This window comes from Exiguobacterium sp. TDN 0502, assembly GCF_050846835.1.
GTDB lineage: Bacteria > Bacillota > Bacilli > Exiguobacteriales > Exiguobacteriaceae > Exiguobacterium_A.
This window is the reverse complement of sequence record NZ_JBOZGJ010000001.1, coordinates 43,907-64,073: the sequence shown is the minus strand read 5'-3', so window position 1 is coordinate 64,073 and position 20,167 is coordinate 43,907. Positions and strand designations below refer to the sequence as shown.

15 protein-coding genes, 1 other RNA gene, 1 pseudogene and 1 other annotated feature are annotated in these 20,167 nt (G+C 49.7%); of the genes and pseudogenes, 16 read left to right on the top strand and 1 reads right to left on the bottom strand.

Going from position 1 to position 20,167, the window contains the following annotated elements; genetic code table 11:
• Positions 1-4: 4 nt before the first annotated feature.
• The 14 genes and pseudogenes from queA to ACRPK8_RS00255 all read left to right on the top strand — a co-directional run bounded on the left by queA (position 5) and on the right by ACRPK8_RS00255 (position 17,194).
• Positions 5-1,045 (top strand): tRNA preQ1(34) S-adenosylmethionine ribosyltransferase-isomerase QueA, encoded by a 1,041-nt coding sequence (queA, locus tag ACRPK8_RS00320; RefSeq protein WP_432236415.1) that lies wholly within the window; start codon positions 5-7, stop codon positions 1,043-1,045.
• A complete protein-coding gene (gene tgt / locus ACRPK8_RS00315) occupies positions 1,045-2,190 on the top strand; it encodes a tRNA guanosine(34) transglycosylase Tgt (protein WP_029342245.1) in 1,146 nt (381 codons plus the stop codon). Before queA ends, tgt begins: the two co-directional genes overlap by 1 nt.
• A gap of 71 nt (positions 2,191-2,261) precedes the next feature.
• A complete protein-coding gene (gene yajC, locus ACRPK8_RS00310; protein WP_432236414.1) occupies positions 2,262-2,552 on the top strand; it encodes a preprotein translocase subunit YajC in 291 nt (96 codons plus the stop codon).
• Between the two features lie 153 nt (positions 2,553-2,705).
• Positions 2,706-4,917 (top strand): annotated as a pseudogene (secD, locus tag ACRPK8_RS00305) (protein translocase subunit SecD).
• Between the two features lie 72 nt (positions 4,918-4,989).
• Entirely contained in the window at positions 4,990-7,299 is a 2,310-nt protein-coding gene (gene recJ, locus ACRPK8_RS00300) for a single-stranded-DNA-specific exonuclease RecJ (RefSeq protein WP_432236413.1), read from the top strand.
• Positions 7,278-7,796 (top strand): adenine phosphoribosyltransferase, encoded by a 519-nt coding sequence (locus ACRPK8_RS00295; protein ID WP_050677592.1) that lies wholly within the window; start codon positions 7,278-7,280, stop codon positions 7,794-7,796. The genes recJ and ACRPK8_RS00295 overlap by 22 nt, the downstream gene beginning before the upstream one ends.
• Positions 7,797-7,937: 141 nt before the next feature.
• Complete coding sequence (locus tag ACRPK8_RS00290; RefSeq protein WP_432236412.1) at positions 7,938-10,136, top strand: RelA/SpoT family protein; 2,199 nt, start codon at positions 7,938-7,940, stop codon at positions 10,134-10,136.
• A gap of 14 nt (positions 10,137-10,150) precedes the next feature.
• Entirely contained in the window at positions 10,151-10,600 is a 450-nt protein-coding gene (gene dtd, locus ACRPK8_RS00285) for a D-aminoacyl-tRNA deacylase (protein WP_432236411.1), read from the top strand.
• 45 nt (positions 10,601-10,645) lie between these two features.
• Positions 10,646-10,867 (top strand) — a binding site (T-box leader).
• Positions 10,868-10,908: 41 nt separating this feature from the next.
• Entirely contained in the window at positions 10,909-12,189 is a 1,281-nt protein-coding gene (gene hisS, locus ACRPK8_RS00280) for a histidine--tRNA ligase (protein WP_432236410.1), read from the top strand.
• Entirely contained in the window at positions 12,186-13,952 is a 1,767-nt protein-coding gene (gene aspS, locus ACRPK8_RS00275) for an aspartate--tRNA ligase (RefSeq protein WP_432236409.1), read from the top strand. Before hisS ends, aspS begins: the two co-directional genes overlap by 4 nt.
• Before the next feature lie 63 nt (positions 13,953-14,015).
• Positions 14,016-14,600, top strand: coding sequence for a DNA-3-methyladenine glycosylase (locus ACRPK8_RS00270; RefSeq protein ID WP_432236408.1), 585 nt, complete (start codon positions 14,016-14,018; stop codon positions 14,598-14,600).
• A 287-nt stretch (positions 14,601-14,887) separates the two neighbouring features.
• Positions 14,888-16,072: a DASH family cryptochrome gene (locus ACRPK8_RS00265; protein WP_432236407.1), complete on the top strand. Its 1,185-nt coding sequence runs from the start codon at positions 14,888-14,890 to the stop codon at positions 16,070-16,072.
• A 74-nt stretch (positions 16,073-16,146) separates the two neighbouring features.
• A non-coding RNA gene (gene ssrS / locus ACRPK8_RS00260) (6S RNA) lies at positions 16,147-16,336 on the top strand.
• A gap of 93 nt (positions 16,337-16,429) precedes the next feature.
• Positions 16,430-17,194: a tRNA threonylcarbamoyladenosine dehydratase gene (locus ACRPK8_RS00255; protein WP_432236406.1), complete on the top strand. Its 765-nt coding sequence runs from the start codon at positions 16,430-16,432 to the stop codon at positions 17,192-17,194.
• 11 nt (positions 17,195-17,205) lie between these two features.
• Here the strand turns inward: ACRPK8_RS00255 and ACRPK8_RS00250 are convergent, their stop codons facing one another.
• A complete protein-coding gene (locus ACRPK8_RS00250) occupies positions 17,206-18,543 on the bottom strand; it encodes a replication-associated recombination protein A (protein ID WP_432236405.1) in 1,338 nt (445 codons plus the stop codon).
• A 60-nt stretch (positions 18,544-18,603) separates the two neighbouring features.
• On the opposite strand from ACRPK8_RS00250, the gene cymR reads away from it, so the two are divergent.
• On the top strand, positions 18,604-19,011 hold the full coding sequence (cymR, locus tag ACRPK8_RS00245) for a cysteine metabolism transcriptional regulator CymR (protein WP_432236888.1): 408 nt from the start codon (positions 18,604-18,606) through the stop codon (positions 19,009-19,011).
• 13 nt (positions 19,012-19,024) lie between these two features.
• Positions 19,025-20,152, top strand: coding sequence for a cysteine desulfurase family protein (locus ACRPK8_RS00240; protein WP_432236404.1), 1,128 nt, complete (start codon positions 19,025-19,027; stop codon positions 20,150-20,152).
• The last annotated feature ends 15 nt before the right edge of the window (positions 20,153-20,167 follow it).

The following is a 20,167-nucleotide window of genomic DNA, read 5'->3' as shown; positions in this document are numbered from 1 at the left end:
ACCAATGGATGTAAACTTATTTGATTTTCATTTACCAGAAGAACAAATTGCCCAAGTGCCATTGCTCGACCGGACGAGTTCAAAATTGATGGTCCTCGACCGGGAGACCGGTGCGATTCAGCATCAGCACTTCCATGAGATCATTGACCACTTCCGCGAAGGCGATACACTCGTCATCAACGATACGAAAGTCTTACCGGCACGTCTCTTTGGTGTGAAGGAAGAGACAGGTGGGAAAATCGAATTACTGCTCTTGAAACAGACAAGTGACGATGTCTGGGAAACACTGGCGAAACCGGCAAAACGCGTTAAACCAGGAACGATTCTATCGTTTGGTGACGGATTACTCCGCGCTGAATGTGTTGAAGCACTGGAAGACGGCGGACGAATCCTGAAGTTTTTCTATGACGGGATTTTCTATGAAGTCCTCGATCAACTCGGAACGATGCCATTGCCACCATATATTCACGAACAACTCGAGGATCAAGATCGTTACCAGACGGTCTACGCTCGCGAACGTGGCAGTGCGGCAGCACCAACGGCGGGTCTTCATTTCACGCCGGAGTTGCTCGAAGCATTAAAAGCAAAAGGCGTCCGGATCGCACCGTTGACGTTACACGTCGGACTCGGGACATTCCGTCCGGTCTCGGTCGACGATGTCGATAGTCATAAGATGCACAGCGAGTACTATGAACTGCCGGAAAGTTCAGCTGCTTTGCTACGCGAAACACGGAAACAAGGCGGACGGATCATCGCGGTCGGTACGACGTCAACGCGAACGCTTGAAACGGTCATTCGTGATCACGGTGACTTCGTTGAAGCAACGGGCTGGACGGACATCTTCATCTTCCCGGGGCAGGAAGTCAAAGGGATCGATGGATTGATCACGAACTTCCACTTACCAAAATCAACATTGATTATGCTCGTGTCCGCCTTATCGACACGGGAACACATTCTGCATGCCTACGAAGAAGCTGTCGCGAACGGCTATCGTTTCTTTAGCTTCGGTGATGCGATGTTCTTAACGAGAGAGGAACGAAACTAATGACTAAACACGCGGTAACATACGAACATATCAAAACATGTAAACAATCCGGAGCGCGGTTAGGAATCGTCCACACGCCGCACGGCAGTTTCGAGACGCCGGTCTTCATGCCGGTCGGAACACAAGCGACGGTCAAGACGATGGCACCGGAACAAATCAAGGACATGAACGCAAACATCATCCTCGCGAACACGTATCACCTCTGGGTGCGTCCGGGACATGACGTCATCAAGGAAGCGGGCGGTCTGCATAAATTCATGAACTGGGATGGCGCAATTCTCACGGATTCAGGCGGCTTCCAAGTCTTCTCACTCGCTGACCTCCGGAACATCTCGGAAGAGGGCGTTCATTTCCGGAACCACTTGAACGGTGACAAATTGTTCTTATCACCGGAAAAAGCGATGGAAATCCAGAATGCACTCGGTTCAGACATCATGATGGCGTTTGATGAGTGTCCACCGTATCCAGCTTCTCATGAGTACATGAAAGCATCTGTCGAACGGACGAGCCGCTGGGCAGAACGCTGTCTTGCTGCGCACGAACGTCCGCACGATCAAGCACTCTTCGGTATCATCCAAGGTGGCGAATATGAAGACTTACGTCGCCAAAGTGCGAAAGATCTCGTAGCACTTGATTTCCCGGGTTATGCGGTCGGTGGTCTGTCGGTCGGTGAACCGAAAGACGTCATGTACCGGGCGCTCGAATTCACGACTCCCCTCATGCCGGAAGATAAACCACGTTACCTGATGGGCGTCGGTTCACCGGATGCGTTGATCGAAGGCGCAATCCGCGGAATCGATATGTTCGACTGTGTCTTACCGACACGGATCGCACGCAATGGTACATTGATGACATCACAAGGTCGTCTCGTCGTCCGAAACGCCAAATATGCACGTGATTTCCGTCCACTCGATGAGAAGTGTGATTGCTACGCCTGTAAGAATTACTCGCGTTCGTACATTCATCACTTGATCCGCGCGCAGGAAACGTTCGGTCTGCATCTTTGTTCGACACACAATCTTCACTTCCTCGTGAAGTTGATGGAAGGCGTTCGCCAAGCGATTCGTGAGGATCGTCTGCTTGATTTCAAGGAAGAATTCTTCGAAGAATACGGTTACAATCTGCCGAACGCAAAGAATTTCTAACAAATCGTCTGACAAATCAAATCTTTCACGGTATAATGAACGTGATTTGAATGATAAAGGAGCTGAATACGATGCAACAATTACTCACATTCCTCCCGATGATCTTGATCTTCGTGGTGTTCTATTTCTTGTTGATCCGTCCACAGAACAAACGCCAGAAGCAAGTGCGTCAGATGCAAAACGAACTCTCACGCGGCGATTCGATCGTTACGATCGGTGGTCTTCACGGGGTTGTCCAAAAGGTGGACGACATGACCGTGACGTTGAAGTCAGGTAATGCACAATTGACATTCAACCGGAGTGCTGTGGCAGAAGTGACGAAAAAATCAACGACTGTCATGGAAGATGAAACGGCCGAATGAGGTATTGAAAAGACGCTTTCCGGATCCCGGAGCGTCTTTTCTGTTTATATATGAGAAAAACGTTTGCTATGATTGCCATTTCTTTTGTAAGCTAGGATAGGAGAACAAAGTTGTCTGAAAATATACTGGGAACTAGAGAAAGGACAATGTAGCATGATCAAGAAAGGGAAACTTGCCACATTCTTCATCATCGTCATCGCGTTGCTCGTACTGATCGGTACGACGTCGTCATGGTTGATGAAGGATACGAAGCTTGGCCTTGACCTTAAAGGCGGCTTCGAAGTCTTGTATGAAGTACAACCACTAAAAGAAGGGGATGTCATCGATCAAAACGCGATGAGTGCGACGCTGACGGCAATCGAGAACCGTGTCAACGTCCTCGGTGTCTCGGAGCCGGATATCCGGATCGAAGGCAATAACCGGATCCGTGTTCAACTCGCTGGTGTCAAAGACCAGACAGAAGCTCGGAAGATTTTGTCGTCTACGGCCCAATTGTCATTCCGTGATATCAACGATAAGCTCCTGCTTGACGGTTCAGACTTAAAAGCCAAAGGGGCGAAGGTCGGATATGATCCGAACACGAACGAACCTCTCGTCGAATTGACGATGAAGTCCAAGCAAAAATTCTATGAAGTGACACAAAAGGTCTCGCAAATGCAACCGCCCGCGAATCGTCTCGTCATTTGGCTCGATTATGAAAAAGGTGACACCTACGAAAAAGAGATTCAAAAAGCAAACTCGAAGATTGTCTCGGATGCTTCGGTCACACAACCGATCAACTCGGATAAGGCAATCATCTCTGGTGGCGATATCGATGCCGAGTACGGGAAACAACTATCGTCGATCCTAAATGCCGGTGCACTACCGGTCAAGTTAGATGAAATCTACTCGACATCCGTCTCAGCTGCCTTTGGTCAAGATGCACTGGATCAGACATTGTTCGCATCAGCGATCGGTGTAGCAGCAGTCTTCCTGTTCATGTTGCTGTTCTACCGCGTCTCTGGATTTGTCTCGATCATTACATTGTTATTCTATATCTATCTCGTCATGATCTTCTTTAACGGAATCAATGCCGTCCTTACCTTACCTGGGATTGCGGCACTTGTTCTCGGAGTCGGGATGGCGGTGGATGCGAACATCATCACTGCTGAACGGATTAAGGATGAGCTGCGAAGCGGTAAATCGGTCCTGTCGGCATTTAAAGCCGGGAACCGCCGCTCGTTCGGTACAATTCTTGATGCCAACTTGACGACGCTAATTTCTGCCGGTGTACTGTATTACTTCGGAACAAGTACGGTCAAAGGATTCGCGATCATGCTGATGGTCTCGATCGCCGTCACGTTCGTCACGAACGTCTTCGTCTCACGTTACCTGATGCAGCTCCTCGTCAGCAGCCGATGGTTCGATAAGAAGAAATCATGGTTCGGTGTAAAGGAGAGTGAAATCCGTGAGCTTTAATCCTACGAAATTCGATTACGTCAAACATCGTAAAGTCTATTTTGCGATCACGATTGCGCTCGTCGTCATTTCGGTGCTCCTGTTGTCGTTCCGTGGTCTTAACCTCGGGATTGACTTTACGCAAGGAACACGTGTCGAGATTTCCTCGACGAACCAAATCAAGGAAACGGACGTCCGCTCCGTCATCGAAGACGCGGGCATCGATCCTGCAGAAATCGACGGGATTCAATTCGCGCAAGGTGGAAAACTAGCGAATGTCACATTCGTCGGTGAATTCAATCAACAACAGGTTTCAGAAATCAAGAAGTCAGTCGAAGCGAAGTACGATAAAGAACCGAGTATCTCGACGGTATCCGCACAAGTCGGTCGGGAAATCGCCCGCAATGCGATTTATGCGGTCTTGCTCGCTTCTCTCGGAATCGTCATCTATGTTTCGTTCCGTTTCCAGCCGTTATACGGAATTGCGACAGTACTCGCTCTTCTTCATGACGCCTTGATGATTATCGCCTTTTTCTCGCTCTTCCAGATCGAAGTCAACCTGTACTTCATCGCAGCAGTCCTGACAATCATCGGGTACTCGGTCAACGATACGATCGTTACATTCGACAGGATTCGGGAAAATCTCGGTTTCGCTCAAAAAGGTGGACGGAAAGTCACGTTCGATGAATTGGCGCATGTCGTCAACGAATCGATTCAACAGACGATCATCCGCTCGATCAATACGGTCGTTACAGTCATCATGACGGCAGCAGCGCTCTATATCTTCGGTAGTGAATCCATCCGTGGATTCAGTCTTGCGCTACTTGTCGGTTTGATCATGGGAATGTATTCATCGATCTTCATTGCCGCGCAACTCTGGCTCGTCATGAAAGGTCGGACACTGGGTCGGACAAAACGTGCTTCTTAAAAGAGTATCCGCATCAGCTATCGCTGGTGCGGATTTTCCATTATAATGGGGAAGTTGATTGGAGGGTTTGAGATGTACCATGCTAAAAAAACATGGCTTGATAAAGTCATTGATTCTGAACAGATCGAACAATTGACGTCGGATGGCACGATTTCTCCGCACGTCGCACAACTACTTGTCCAACGGGGGTTCACGACACGTGAAGCCGCCCGTGATTTTTTAGAAACCGACCAAATGGCGTTCCATGATCCATTTGCGTTTAAGGATATGCCAAAAGTCGTCGAGCGAATCCAGCGAGCCGTCAACGAAGGTGAGATGATTTTGATTTACGGCGACTATGATGTCGACGGTGTGAGTTCGGCAGCAATTCTTTGGCATGCTTTGATTGAAATCGGAGGGATGGCAGAGTGTTACATCCCGAACCGCTTCACAGAAGGCTATGGACCGAACGAAGCAGCGTTTCGCTGGGCGGCGGAAGAAGGGTTCAGCCTCGTCATCACGGTCGACTGTGGGATTTCCGGTATTCATGAAGCGACTGTTCTTAAAGAACTCGGTGTCGATTTAATCATCACCGATCATCACGAGGCAAAAGAGACGTTACCCGATGCGTTCGCCTTGATTCATCCGGGTGTTGACCCAGACTATCCCTTCTCGAAGCTTGCCGGAGCCGGTGTTGCCTTTAAAGTGGCGCATGCACTCCTCGAGCGGGAACCGATCGAATTACTTGATCTTGCCGTACTCGGAACGATCGCCGATCTTGTCCCACTCGTCGGAGAGAACCGGTTGCTTGCGATCCGCGGCATCGAGGCGCTGAACGCAAGTGAACGTCCGGGTATCCTTGCCTTACGTGACGTCTGTAGTTTGACGGAGGACGAACTAACGGAAGAATCAGTCGGATTTGCGTTTGGTCCACGGATCAATGCGGCAGGACGTCTTGATTCTGCGATGCCGGCGCTTGAGATGTTGCTTGCTGAAAGTAAGGATGAAGCACTGCACTTAGCGAAACAGCTCGACCAACAAAATAAACAACGCCAGGATATCGTCAAACAGATTGCCGAAGAAGCGACAGCGCTTGTCGAAGAACGTTTTAAAGATGACCGCGTCCTCGTCGTTGATGCGGCAGACTGGAATCCGGGTGTCGTCGGTATCGTGGCGTCACGACTCGTCGAGAAGTATCATCGTCCCGTCATCATGCTGTGTCATGATGCTGAAAAAGGAACGGCGAAGGGTTCCGGACGGTCGATTCCTGCCTTTGATTTATTTGCGGAGCTGACGAAATGTGAAGACATCCTGCCGCACTTCGGCGGGCATCCAGCCGCTGCCGGCATGACGCTCTCTTCCGATGACGTCGAAACGTTACGCCGCCGCTTGAATGAACAGGCGAGTAGCCTGCCGGATGATGCATTCATCGCGACGATTGATGTCGACTTACGTTTACAGGTCAGTGACGTCTCGATCCAGTTGATTGAAGACATTCAGCGACTGGCACCGTTCGGTATGGGCAATCCTGCACCACGGATCGTCATCGAGCAGGCGAAGATTCGCGATATGAAACGGATTGGTCGTGACTTGACGCATGTCAAGGCATTGCTGTCCGGTGACGGGAAAGAACTCGACGCGATCGGTTTCGGATTCGGTGATCTCGTCGATGAAGTTTCGACCTTGTCAGAGATCCATTTGATGGGAAGTCTGAACATCAATGAATGGAATGGGTTCCGTAAACCGCAGTTGATGATTCAAGACGTCGCCGTCGAAGATGTCCAGGTGTTTGATTACCGTGGGGGCAAACGTCCGCTGAGCGAGCTGTTTGCTTTACCACGTGAGACGACGACATTCGTTGCTTTCACCGATGAAGTAAAAGAAAAGTATGCGGAACGTCCATTGAATGGTCCGATCCGTCAAAATATCGTTTTCCTCGACTTACCGGAAGAGGAAGCGGCATTTCATCCATACGTGCAACAGGCAGAACGGATTTACTGTGCCTTTAAGGACGAAGGCTATTATTTCGAAACGGTCCCGTCACGCGAAGACTTCAAACATTACTTCCAGTATTTTGCGAAATGCCCGCGTGACGAGCTGCGAATCGGTCTAGTACGTTTGTCGAAATCGCGAAAATGGACGAAACGATCGATTAACTTTATGCATTCGGTATTCTCGGAACTTGATTTTCTTGTTACAATGGAGGACGGGCTGCCGGGTGTGAACCCAAACGCTGCAAAACGGGATCTGACGGAAGCTCCGACGTACCAGCGTCATGAAGCGCGTCAAGAGCTCGAGCAACAATACATTTATTCGTCACTCGCTCAGTTGAAAGAGCGTTTTGATACTTTGGTAGAAGCGGCGAAGCAGGAGGAAAAGACATGGAGTTCAAACAGCATATAAAAGAGGTCGAAAACTGGCCGAAAGAAGGAATCAGTTTCAAAGATATCACATCACTCATGCAGAACGGACCGGCATATAAACAATCGGTCGATGCACTCGTCGAGTATGCGCGTAGTAAAGGTGCAGATATCATCGCCGGTCCGGAAGCACGCGGGTTCGTCGTCGGTTGTCCGGCAGCATACGCGATGGAAATCGGATTCGTTCCTGTCCGTAAAGAAGGAAAGTTACCGCGTGAGACAGTCCGTGTCGAGTATGGTCTTGAGTACGGAAAAGATGTTTTGACGATGCACGAAGACGCAATCCAACCGGGACAACGCGTCGTCATCCTCGACGACTTACTTGCGACAGGCGGAACGATCGAAGCGACGATCCAAATGATCGAAAAATTAGGCGGAACGGTTGCCGGCATCGGATTCTTGATCGAACTCGATGGTCTTGGTGGACGTGAGAAACTCGAAGGATACGACGTACTTTCATTGATTCGCTACGAAGACTAAAGCAGACATACTCTCTTGGTACATGGTGACCAAGGGGGTATTTCTTTTTATTTTGACATCTTCTCGAGATTTCACGATAATAAGAACTATATATTAGGGATTCCGTTGCAGACGATCCCGGGGACTGGGTGAGGAAAAGGGATGACAAATAAACAAATCGTAAATGTAGAAGACCTTCTCGCTCGATGTGCGGAATACATGACGCAAGATGAAGTCAAAGACATCGAACGGGCTTACCAATTCGCGAAAGACGAACATGATGGTCAATTCCGCCGTTCAGGGGAACCGTACATCATTCATCCGGTACAGGTTGCCGGTATCTTAGTCGATATTGGTTTGGATGCAACGACGATCGTCGCTGCGCTTCTTCATGACGTCGTCGAGGATACCGACATTACACTTGAAGAATTAACGGAACGATTCGGACCTGACGTCGCGATGCTCGTCGATGGCGTCACGAAGCTCGGGAAAATCAAATATAAATCGAAGCGCGAAGAATTGGCGGAGAACCATCGCAAGATGTTCATCGCCATGGCGGAGGACATTCGTGTCATCTTGATCAAACTGGCCGACCGTTTGCACAATATGCGGACGTTGCAACACATGGTCAAGGAGAAGCAGGTCCAAAAGGCGGAAGAAACACTTGAAATCTTTGCGCCGCTTGCCCATCGTCTCGGGATTTCGACGATCAAATGGGAGCTCGAAGACATCAGTTTGCGTTATATCAACCCGCAACAGTACTACCGGATCGTCTCGATGATGAAACAAAAACGGACGGAGCGGGAAGCACTCGTCGGTTCGGTCATCGAAGAGGTCAACGAAGTACTTGATGACGTCCAAATCGCAGCAGAAGTCGATGGACGTCCGAAGCATATCTATTCCATCTATAACAAGATGCAAAACTCGAAAAAAGAGTTCAGCGAAATCTATGACTTGATGGCTGTTCGCATCATCGTCGATTCGATCAAGGACTGTTACGCTGTTCTCGGAATCATTCATACGCAGTATAAACCGATGCCGGGACGCTTCAAGGATTACATCGCGATGCCGAAGCCGAACATGTATCAATCGCTGCATACGACGGTCATCGGACCGAAAGGCGAGCCGCTCGAGGTCCAAATCCGGACACGGGACATGCATTTCATTGCCGAGTACGGAATTGCCGCTCACTGGGCGTACAAGGAAGGCAAGGAGCAGGAAGCGAAATCAGGCTTTGAGGACAAGATCGCCCATTTCCGTGAAATTCTTGAATTGCAGAAGGATACGGCAGATGCCGAGGAGTTCATGGAATCGGTCAAAGTCGACTTCTTTAGTGACATGTTGTACGTCTTTACACCAAAAGGCGACGTCATCGAATTGCCGAAAGGCTCTGTTCCGATTGATTATGCTTACCGGATCCACACGGAAATCGGCCACCGGACGATCGGGGCGAAAGTCAACGGTCGGATGGTGCCGATCGATTATAAGCTGAAGACAGGTGACATCATCGAAATCGTCACGTCGAAGCATAGCTACGGTCCAAGTAAGGACTGGCTCAAAATTTGTGTGTCGAGTCAGGCAAAGAATAAAATCCGTCAATGGTTCAAACGCCAGCAACGCGAAGAGAATGTCTCCAAAGGACGAGAACTGATCGAAGCGGAAGTGAAGAAACTCGGATTTGATCCGAAAGAGGTCATCAACGAGAAGACACTTGAAGACGTGACACGGAAGTTCAACTTCTCGCAAGAAGAAGACATGTATGCTGCTGTTGGCTATCACGGTCTAACCGCTGCCCAAGTCGCACATAAATTGACGGAAAAATTACGCAAAGACAAAGAATCCAAAAATCTAGAATTGAATGAAGCAATCAGCGAGATGAAGACGTTCGACCGTCCGAAGAAGGAAAATCCGGAAGGCGTTCGTGTCAAAGGCATCGATAACATGCTCGTTCGGATGAGCCGCTGCTGTAACCCGGTTCCGGGAGACGATATCGTCGGATATATCACACGTGGACGTGGTGTCTCGATTCACCGGACCGATTGCTTGAACGTCATTCATGAACAAAATCCGGAACGCCTGCTCGAAGTCGAGTGGGAACATGAAGGAAAAGCCGTCAAGAGCTATAACGTTGAAATCGAAATCTCTGGATTCGACCGGGCAGGATTATTGAACGATGTCCTGCAGTCGGTATCTGCGACGAATACGAACATCGTTGCCGTTAGCGGGAAAGGCGACGACAGTAAACAAGCAAAAATTACGATGACGATCGCGATCAACAACGTCAATCATTTACAGAAAGTCGTCGATCGGATCAAACAAATCTCTGACGTGTATGCGGTACATCGCGTCATGATGACGTAAGGAGCGGATGAGTCATGCGCGTCGTATTACAACGAGTCAAAGAAGCAAGTGTCACAGTTGATCAGGAGGTCATCGGTCAGATCAAGCAAGGCTTTCTCTTGCTGGTCGGTGTCACGCATGAAGATACGATCGAGCAGGTGAACTGGTTGGCTGATAAAATCGCGGGACTCCGTGTGTTTGAAGATGAGGAAGAACGGATGAACCGTTCATTAAAAGATGTCGACGGTCAGATTCTATCCGTCTCGCAGTTCACGCTGTATGGCGATGTTAAAAAAGGTCGTCGTCCTGCCTTCACAGAAGCGGCGAAACCGGATGTTGCCAATGAGTTGTATGAAGCGTTCAACGAACGGCTTCGTGCGCAAGGACTGACGGTCGAAACAGGTCAGTTCGGAGCGATGATGGATATCGCCCTCGTCAATGATGGACCGGTGACATTGATTCTTGAAAAAGAAGCAAACGCTTGACAGGAACCGAGAGACGAGGCAATATTAAACGTAACCAAATGATTCATATGACCGAAGACGAAGAGGAGTAATCAAGACCTCGTCTGCTTAGAGAGTCGCCCCTTGGCTGGAAGGGCGAACAGACGAACTCGATGAAAGACCCTTCCGAGGTATCTTCCTGAACCGATAGTAGGGAAGATCGTACGCAGGCGTTAACTGCACCGAGTGGTCAAATGTGATTTGACAACCAGGGTGGTACCACGGGATCTTCAAGTTCTCGTCCCTTTGCGGACGAGGACTTTTTTGTATTCAAAAAGGAGGAATTTGAGATGAAATTACCACGCGGTACGTTTGATGTCCTTCCAGGAACAGTCGAACGCTGGCAGTACATCGAACAACAATTACGTGACATCAGTAAGCGTTACAACTATAAGGAAATCCGGACACCGATTTTTGAGGAGACAGAACTCTTCAAACGCGGAGTCGGCGAAACGACGGATATCGTTCAAAAAGAAATGTTCATGCTTGAGAAGCGCGGAAAAGACCAGTTGACGTTACGCCCAGAAGGAACGGCTGCTGTCGTTCGTTCATTCGTGACGAACAAACTGTTCGGTTCACCGAACCAACCGACGAAATTGTTCTATATCGGACCGATGTTCCGTTATGAACGTCCGCAAGCGGGTCGGTTCCGTCAGCTCCACCAATACGGAGTCGAAGCACTCGGCAGTGAACAACCGGCGATCGATGCGGAAGTGATCAGTCTTGCGATGAGCATCTACCGGTCATTCGGATTAAAGCACCTTAAGCTCGTCATCAACACACTCGGGGATCACGAAAGCCGCGCAGCACACCGGGCAGCACTCGTTGACCACTTCAAACCGGTCGCGCACGAGTTGTGTCAGGACTGTCAGAACCGTCTCGAAACGAACCCACTTCGTATCCTCGACTGTAAGGTCGACCGCGATCACCCGAGCATGGCGACGGCACCATCGATTCTCGATTACTTAAACCCGGCATCAAAAGCCTACTTCGATGAAGTTTTACTTCACCTTGATGCACTCGGTATCGAGTATGTCGTTGATCCAACACTCGTCCGCGGACTCGACTATTACAATCACACGGCGTTTGAGATCATGTCGGAAGCAGAAGGTTTCGGAGCAATCACGACACTGTGTGGCGGTGGACGTTACAACGGTCTCGTCGAACAAATCGGGGGACCGGCAACACCGGGGATCGGATTCGGAATCGGGATCGAGCGCCTCTTGATGGCGCTTGAGAATGAGAACGTCTTACCAGTCGTTGACGATCAAATCGATGTCTTTATCGTCGCGCAAGGCAGTGACGAAGTCGAAAAGACAGCAACACGTCTCTTGCAATTGATGCGCCTCGAAGGACTTGTCGCGGATCGCGATTATCTCGGTCGGAAGTTCAAAGGACAATTCAAGGCAGCCGATCGCTTGAAGGCACGCTACACGGTCATCCTCGGAGACGAAGAAGTCGAGCGTGGCGCAGCGGCACTCAAGAACATGGCTACAGGGGAACAGGCGGACGTTCCGTTATCAGCAGTCGCTGATACGATCGTCGCGAAATTAAAGGAGGAAGCACAATGATCGGACGCACACATATGAACGGTCAGGTGACGGAAGACGTCATCGGACAACACGTTCAACTTAAAGGATGGGTTCAAAAACGACGTGACTTAGGAGGATTGATCTTCCTTGATCTCCGCGACCGGAGTGGCATCGTCCAAATCGTCTTCCAACCGGAAAACGAGCAGGCACACCGCCTTGCGGAATCGATTCGTTCGGAGTATGTCCTTGATATTAAAGGACATGTCATCGCCCGTGAGAATCCGAACCCGAACATCCCGACTGGACAAGTCGAAGTCGTCGCAGACGAAGTCGTCATCTTGAACGCAGCGAAGATGACACCATTCCCGATCAGTGAAGAAGCGGAGCAGACGTCAGAAGATTTACGTCTCAAATACCGTTACCTCGACTTACGTCGTCCGTCGCTCCAAGAGACATTCCGTCTCCGTTCGAAAGCATCGAATATCATGCGGAACTTTCTCGATGAGCAGGACTTCCTTGAAGTGGAGACACCGATCTTAACGAAATCGACACCAGAAGGCGCACGGGACTATCTCGTTCCAAGTCGTGTTCACCCAGGTGAATTCTACGCCTTGCCACAATCCCCACAATTGTTCAAACAATTGCTGATGGTGTCTGGTTTTGAGCGCTATTTCCAAATTGCACGTTGTTTCCGTGACGAAGACTTACGGGCAGACCGTCAACCGGAATTCACGCAAGTCGACATCGAGACGAGCTTCATGGACATCGAAGACTTGTATGCGATGATGGAGTCGATGATGACACGTGTCATGAAAGAAACGCTTGGCAAAGACATCGTGACACCATTCCCACGCATGCCGTATGCAGAAGCGATGAGCCGTTATGGTTCGGATAAACCGGATACACGTTTTGGTCTCGAATTGATCGATGTTGCGGAAGCGGTCAAAGGTGCAGGATTCAAGGTGTTCGACATGGCGCTTGAAGCAGGTGGCGAAGTCAAGGCATTGAACGTCAAAGGTGCCGCTGAACGTTTCTCACGAAAAGACATCGATAAGTTACAAGAATTCACGGCGATTTACGGTGCAAAGGGGCTCGCTTGGGTCAAAGTGACAGCAGAAGGACTAAACGGTCCGATCGCGAAGTTCTTCGACGAAGAAGCAACGGCTCGTCTGACAGCGGCGACCGATGCGGAAGCAGGCGACTTGTTATTATTCGTCGCAGCCAAAGCATCGATCGTAGCCGACAGCTTAGGTGCGCTCCGTCAGAAGTTAGCGAAGGAACTCGACTTGATCGATGAGTCAGTCTTCAACTTCCTCTGGGTGACGGACTTCCCACTCGTCACGTATGAAGAAGAAGACGGCCGTTTCTACGCGAACCACCACCCGTTCACGATGCCGCGTCGTGAAGATCTCGAATTACTCGAGGCGGATCCTGGAAAAGTCCTCGCAGTCGCGTATGACCTCGTCTTGAACGGTTACGAACTTGGCGGTGGATCACAACGGATTTACGAACGGGATATCCAGGAGCGGATGTTCAAACTGCTTGGCTTCACAGAAGAAGAAGCAAACGAGCAGTTCGGCTTCTTGATGGAAGCATTCGAATACGGAACGCCACCACATGCAGGGATCGCCCTTGGTCTAGACCGTCTCGTCATGTTGCTCGCAGGACGTTCGAACTTACGCGATACGATCGCGTTCCCGAAAACAGCATCAGCAAGTGATCTGTTGACGGCAGCACCGAGCCCGGTTTCGGATGCGCAATTGAACGATCTCTCGATTCGGACAGCAGTGAAACAATCGTAAACTACGACAAGCGAATCTTCCAATATAGGAAGGTTCGCTTGTTTCATGGAGGAGGAAGAAAGAATGGAACGACAGTTTTTTGAACGCTCACCGGTTGAAGTCGGGCCAGATTTCTTAGGAACGCAGATTACGGTTGATGACGTGACGATGCGGATTGTCGAAGTCGAAGCGTATCTTGGTCCTCACGATCAAGCGGCGCACTCGTTTTCCGGAAAACCGACGAAACGGACGGCACCGATGTTCGGTCCACCGGGACATTTGTACGTCTACTTCACGTACGGCATGCACCATTGTATGAACGTCGTCTGTGGACATGAAGGGGAAGGCTACGGACTCTTGCTCCGGGGAGCGGAAATCATCAGTGGACACGATCTTGTAGCAGCACGCCGTTTTGGCTGTTCCTACGCGGAGTTGACGGCGGTTCAACGACGAAACCTCGTCAATGGGCCGGCGAAATTGTGCCAAGGGTTCGGTTTAACGACAGCCGACTCAGGTCAAGATCTTTATCAAACCCGGTTTCGACTTGTTGCTGATCCGGTCGATGCAATCGTTCAGACGACACGCATCGGTATTCCGAATGCCGGGGAAGCGACAGCCTATCCATGGCGGTTTTATGTAGAAGCGAGTGAAGGGGTCAGTAAACGTTAAAAATGGACGCTCCGTTGAGGAGACGTCCATTTTTATTTTGGATTGTTGATTGATTTTTTCGATTGCTGTTTTTTATAGAATTTATAGACGATTGGTCCAACCGTCGTTACGAGCGTCATTAGTGTTCTGAGTTTACCGCGTTTTGCTGCCATTGATTCATTCACTCCTCTGATTTGTTGTAGTAATCATATTCCACGAAAACAACGTCTTAAAACCTCATCGGCACATCGAGTGGTTTTCTAAGTAATGCAGTCGGGTCATAGTAGAGAAGAAGGGAGTCGATGAGAATGGGAGCAATCGTCTGGTACCGTCATGATTTACGTGTCGATGACCATGAGGCACTCCGGAGCGCGTGCGAGGAACAGGACACGATTCGCGCTGTTTATATTAAGAGTAAGAAAAAGCGGGACTTTGAGCGTGGAACACAACAAGCGAAGTTCGAACAGGAGACACTTGAAAATTTAGCCAATCATCTGTCGCAAATCGGAATTACGTTAGACATTCTAGAGGGCAGGGTACCTGAAGTACTTGACGCTTACGTGCAACCGGATGATACGATCTATTTCCATAAGATGACCGGTACGGAAGAAGCAGCAAGCGAGAAGTATATCGAAGATAAATATACGGTCCGTTCCTTTGAGACACAGACGCTGCATCGCCGGGAAGACATCGGAAGCGATGAACTGAAGCGTGTTTTTACGGCGTTTCGAAAACGGGTCGAGGCAAACGGAACCTTTTACGATCCGCTTGATCCACCATCAGGAATTCATTTGATGAAAGAGAAGTCGGTTGAAGCAGATCCAGAGATGGCATTTCCGTTTCGAGGCGGAGAATCAGCGGGGAGGGCACGTCTGCAAGAATATCTTGCTGAGCCTGTATTTACCTATAAAGAAACACGCAATGGGTTCTTACGAAATGATTCCTCGAAGCTGTCTGCCTGGTTAGCAAACGGGTCACTGTCACCGCGTCGCGTCATGGCTGAATTGCAGGAAGCCGAGCGAAGAAAAGGAGCGAATGAATCGACGTACTGGTTGTATTTTGAATTATTGTGGCGTGACTTCTTCCATTTGACGATGCGTGAGACGGGAAGTCGACTTTTTCGATCAGGTGGACTACAAGAAGGACAACGCACGTGGAAAACGGACCAGGCGGCAATCGAACGCTGGATAGAAGGCGAAACCGGTGTGCCGTTCGTCGATGCCTTCATGAACGAAATTTGCGAAACCGGATGGATGTCGAACCGAGGGAGGCAGATCGTTGCCAGTTATCTGATTCATGAATTAAAGCAGGACTGGCGAATCGGAGCGCGTTATTTTGAACAACAATTGATTGATTATGATGTCGCTTCGAACTATGGCAACTGGGCGTTTATCGCAGGTGTCGGGAATGCGACGCGCACACCACGGTTTGATCCCGTGTTTCAGCAAGAAAGATACGATCCGAACCAGCATTTTACGAAACGTTGGACCTGAAAAAAGCATCCTGTTCTGGAGTCGGAAGTAGTTGCAATTCAGAGGGGAGAATGCTATATTAAATGCATCAGATGGGGTTCCTGAATTGTACGAGAGCCGCCTTTTATCTTTGAGCCACTCTTTTTTGATAGGGAGTTTGACGTTCCAACTAGTAGTACATGCCTCGTAACACAGCAGGAGGACGTACGAATAGGAATCGGATAAGACACCCACCTGCACAGCAGGTTCAAAAATAAGGTATCGACACGGCACTTCGGGTCCCATCGTCTTATTATTTTATCGTTTGATACGTCGCATGACGTTTTTTTTTATGATATAATTCCGAGTAAAACAGTATGAGTATTGTGAGGTTATGAGATGTTACATCAATTTTCGCGTAATGAACTAGCAATCGGTAAAACGGGACTTGACGCATTGGCATCCAAGTCTGTCGCTATTTTGGGAATCGGTGGTGTCGGATCGTTCTCAGCAGAAGCACTTGCCCGTAGTGGTGTCGGTCGTTTGATTCTTGTTGATAAGGATGACATTGACATCACGAACGTCAACCGACAAATCCATGCTTTGCTCCCGACAGTCGGTCAGCCGAAGGTCGATGCCATGGCAGAACGTCTTGCGTTAATCAATCCGGACCTTGAAATCGTTCGTTTGAAGATGTTCTACAATGAAGAAACATTCGAGTCATTCTTTGAACAGAAGCCTGATTATGTCATCGATGCTTCGGACACGGTCTCATTCAAGATTCACTTGATTCAAGAATGTAAGAAACGTAACATCCCGATCATCTCGAGCATGGGGATGGCAAACAAGATGGATCCGACACGCATCAAGATCGTTGACATCAAAGATACGAGTTATGATCCATTAGCAAAGGTCATTCGGACGAAACTCCGGAAGGCAGGCATCCATAAAGGTGTTCCTGTCGTCTTTTCAGATGAACCACCTGTCAAAATCATTGAAGAAGTCCGCCAAGTCGTCGGAAACGATGATGCTGCGATTCGAAAGGCAAAAATGCCACCGAGCTCGAATGCATTCGTGCCTTCAGTCGGTGGATTGATTGCAGCAAGCTACGTCATCAATGAAATCGTCCGTGAAGCCGGCGTGACGATCGAGCGCGTTCGTTAAAAAAAGCGACCTTATGGTCGCTTTTTCTGATGCGCAGCTGTTTGTTTATTCCAAAAATCAAGTCGGGCCTGCAGTTGTTTTTCGAAGCCGCGCGGACTCGGGCGGTAAAAGACCGGTTTCGTCCGGGCGAGGTTTTCGGGCCAGTAATTCTGTGGCACGTAAGCATGCTCGAAATCATGTGGATACTGATAGGTAACGCCATTGCCAAGTGCTGCCGCCCCTGGGTGATGGGCATCGCGCAAGTGAGGCGGAACCGGTCCCCCGTCCGAGCGACGAACGAGCGTCAATGCTTGATCAATCGCTGAGATGACAGCATTCGATTTCGGTGCCGTCGCGAGGTATAAGACCGTTTCAGCGAGCGGGATGCGTGCTTCCGGGAAACCGACGTATTCACAAGCACGGGCACAGGCATCGACCATCAGTAACGCTTGCGGATCCGATAGACCGATGTCTTCTGCCGCATGGACATAGAGACGGCGCACGATAAAGCGAGGACTTTCGCCCGCTTCGATCATGACGGCGAGCCAGTAGAGCGCAGCGTTCGGGTCTGAGCCACGAATCGACTTAATGAAGGCAGAGATGACATCGTAATGACGATCACCGTCCTTATCATACTTCAATGCTTTTTGCTGAATCGATTCCTCGGCGACAGCGAGATCGATCGTGATCTGACCGTCGATTTCCGGCGTCGTCAAGACAGCGAGTTCCAGTGCATTCAACAATGCCCGGTAATCGCCATCTGACAACTTGACGTAATGATCGATCGCTTCGTCCGTGATTGCAATCGGATACTTGCCAAGACCACGTTCTACGTCTTTCAGGGTCCGGTCGAGGACAATCCGTAAGTCATCTGCCGTCGGGGGTTCAAAACGAAAGACCGTTGCCCGTGATAAGAGTGCGGCGTTGACTTCAAAACTCGGATTTTCCGTCGTCGCGCCAATCAATGTAATCGTCCCTGCTTCAAGCGCCGGCAGTAAGGCGTCCTGTTGCATCTTATTGAAGCGATGAATCTCGTCAAGAAAGAGGATCGTTTTTTGATCTTCGAACTGGAGACGGGCTTCGGCTGCTTTTAAAATTTCCCGTAATTGTTCCAGTTTTGCCGTGACCGCATTCAGTTGTTCGAATGCTGATTTCGTATAGCTGGAGATGACACGCGCAAGCGTCGTCTTACCAGTACCGGGTGGACCGTAAAAAATGACGGTTCCAAGACGGTCGGCTAGGATGGCACGCCGCAGGAGCGTCGTCTCTCCAATCAGATGGCGTTGTCCGACGATCTCATCCAGATTCTGCGGACGCATCCGATTCGCAAGCGGTCCGGCAGGGGACTGGGATTCAAATAAATGTGCCATACACATACGCTCCTTCCACTTTTAGCTACTACTATACTAGAAAGGATGATCCTTCGCATGATGAAAATCTCGACGAAAGGGCGATATGGTCTGACGATCATGATCGCACTCGCGAAAGAAGCTGAATCCAAACCATTATCTTTAAAAAAAATCGCACAGATGTACGACTTATCTGAGCACTATCTCGAACAGTTGATTGCGCCGCTTCGTAACGGTGGTCTCGTCAAAAGTGTGCGCGGTGCTTACGGTGGATATAAGTTAGGCCGTGAAGCACAAAGCATCACAGCTGGTGAAATCATCCGTTTACTTGAAGGACCACTCGTCGTCGTCGAAGGTGACGCGTGTGACGAGGTCACAAAACGCAAACTGTGGGATAAAATCCAGCAAGCGGTTGATCACGTACTCGATTCAACGACATTACAAGATTTAGCAGAAGAAGACGATACAGGATACATGTTCTATATTTGAGAGGTGAAGATGAATGAATTACTTTGACCATTCGGCAACGACGCCGATGCGTCCGGAAGTCCTTGCGGCGATGACGCCTTATTTGCTCGAACAGTATGGAAATCCATCAAGTGTTCACGCGGCTGGTCGGTCTGCTCGGGCAGCAATTGACAAAGCGCGCCGGCAAATCGCACAGGAATTGAACGCCAAACCAACTGAACTGATTTTTACGAGCGGCGGGACGGAATCGGATAATTATGCGATTTTGGGTGCAGCTGAGGCGGCGCGTGAAAAAGGGCGTCATCTCATTACGACACGGTTTGAACATCATGCCGTGCTCCATGCGTTTAAAGCGCTGGAAAAACAAGGCTATGACGTGACGTATCTCGATGTACCAGCAACAGGCGTCGTCTCGCTCGATGCCTTAAAGGAAGCAGTCCGGGAAGATACGACACTCGTTTCGATCATGTTCGGTAACAATGAAGTCGGAACGATCCAGCCGATTGCAGCATTCGGTCAATTTTTACGAGAACGCGGTATTTTGTTCCATACGGACGCGGTGCAAGTGTTCGGCAAACAAGCAATCGATGTCGAAGCGTTACAGGTCGATCTCTTATCCGCGTCTGGTCATAAGATCAACGGTCCAAAAGGAATCGGGTTATTGTACGCGCGGACCGGTGTGAAGTTAGCCCCTCACACGTTCGGAGGAGAACAGGAACGCAAGCGTCGCGCTGGTACAGAGAACGTACCGGGCATCGTCGGTTTAGCGAAAGCGCTCGAACTGATGATCGCAGAGCGTGATCAACAACAGGACCACATCAAACAGTTGCGCAGCGTTTTGCTAACGCGTTTGGATGAAAGTGGCGTCACTTACGAAGTCAACGGGGAAGAGGGATTACCTAACGTCCTCAATCTCTATTTCCCACGGATCGAGATCGAACCGTTCTTGATCATGCTCGATATGCGTCAGATGGCGGTATCGAGCGGGAGTGCATGTACGGCAGGATCCGTCGAACCTTCGCATGTCTTATCCGCGATGTACGGTGAAGATGAACGGACACGAGCATCGGTCCGGATCAGTTTCGGTCACGGAAATGATGCCCGGCAAGTCGAACTACTCGCACAAGCCTTGCAAGATGTCGTAAAATCGTTTCAGAATTAACGAAGAGGTGAAGTA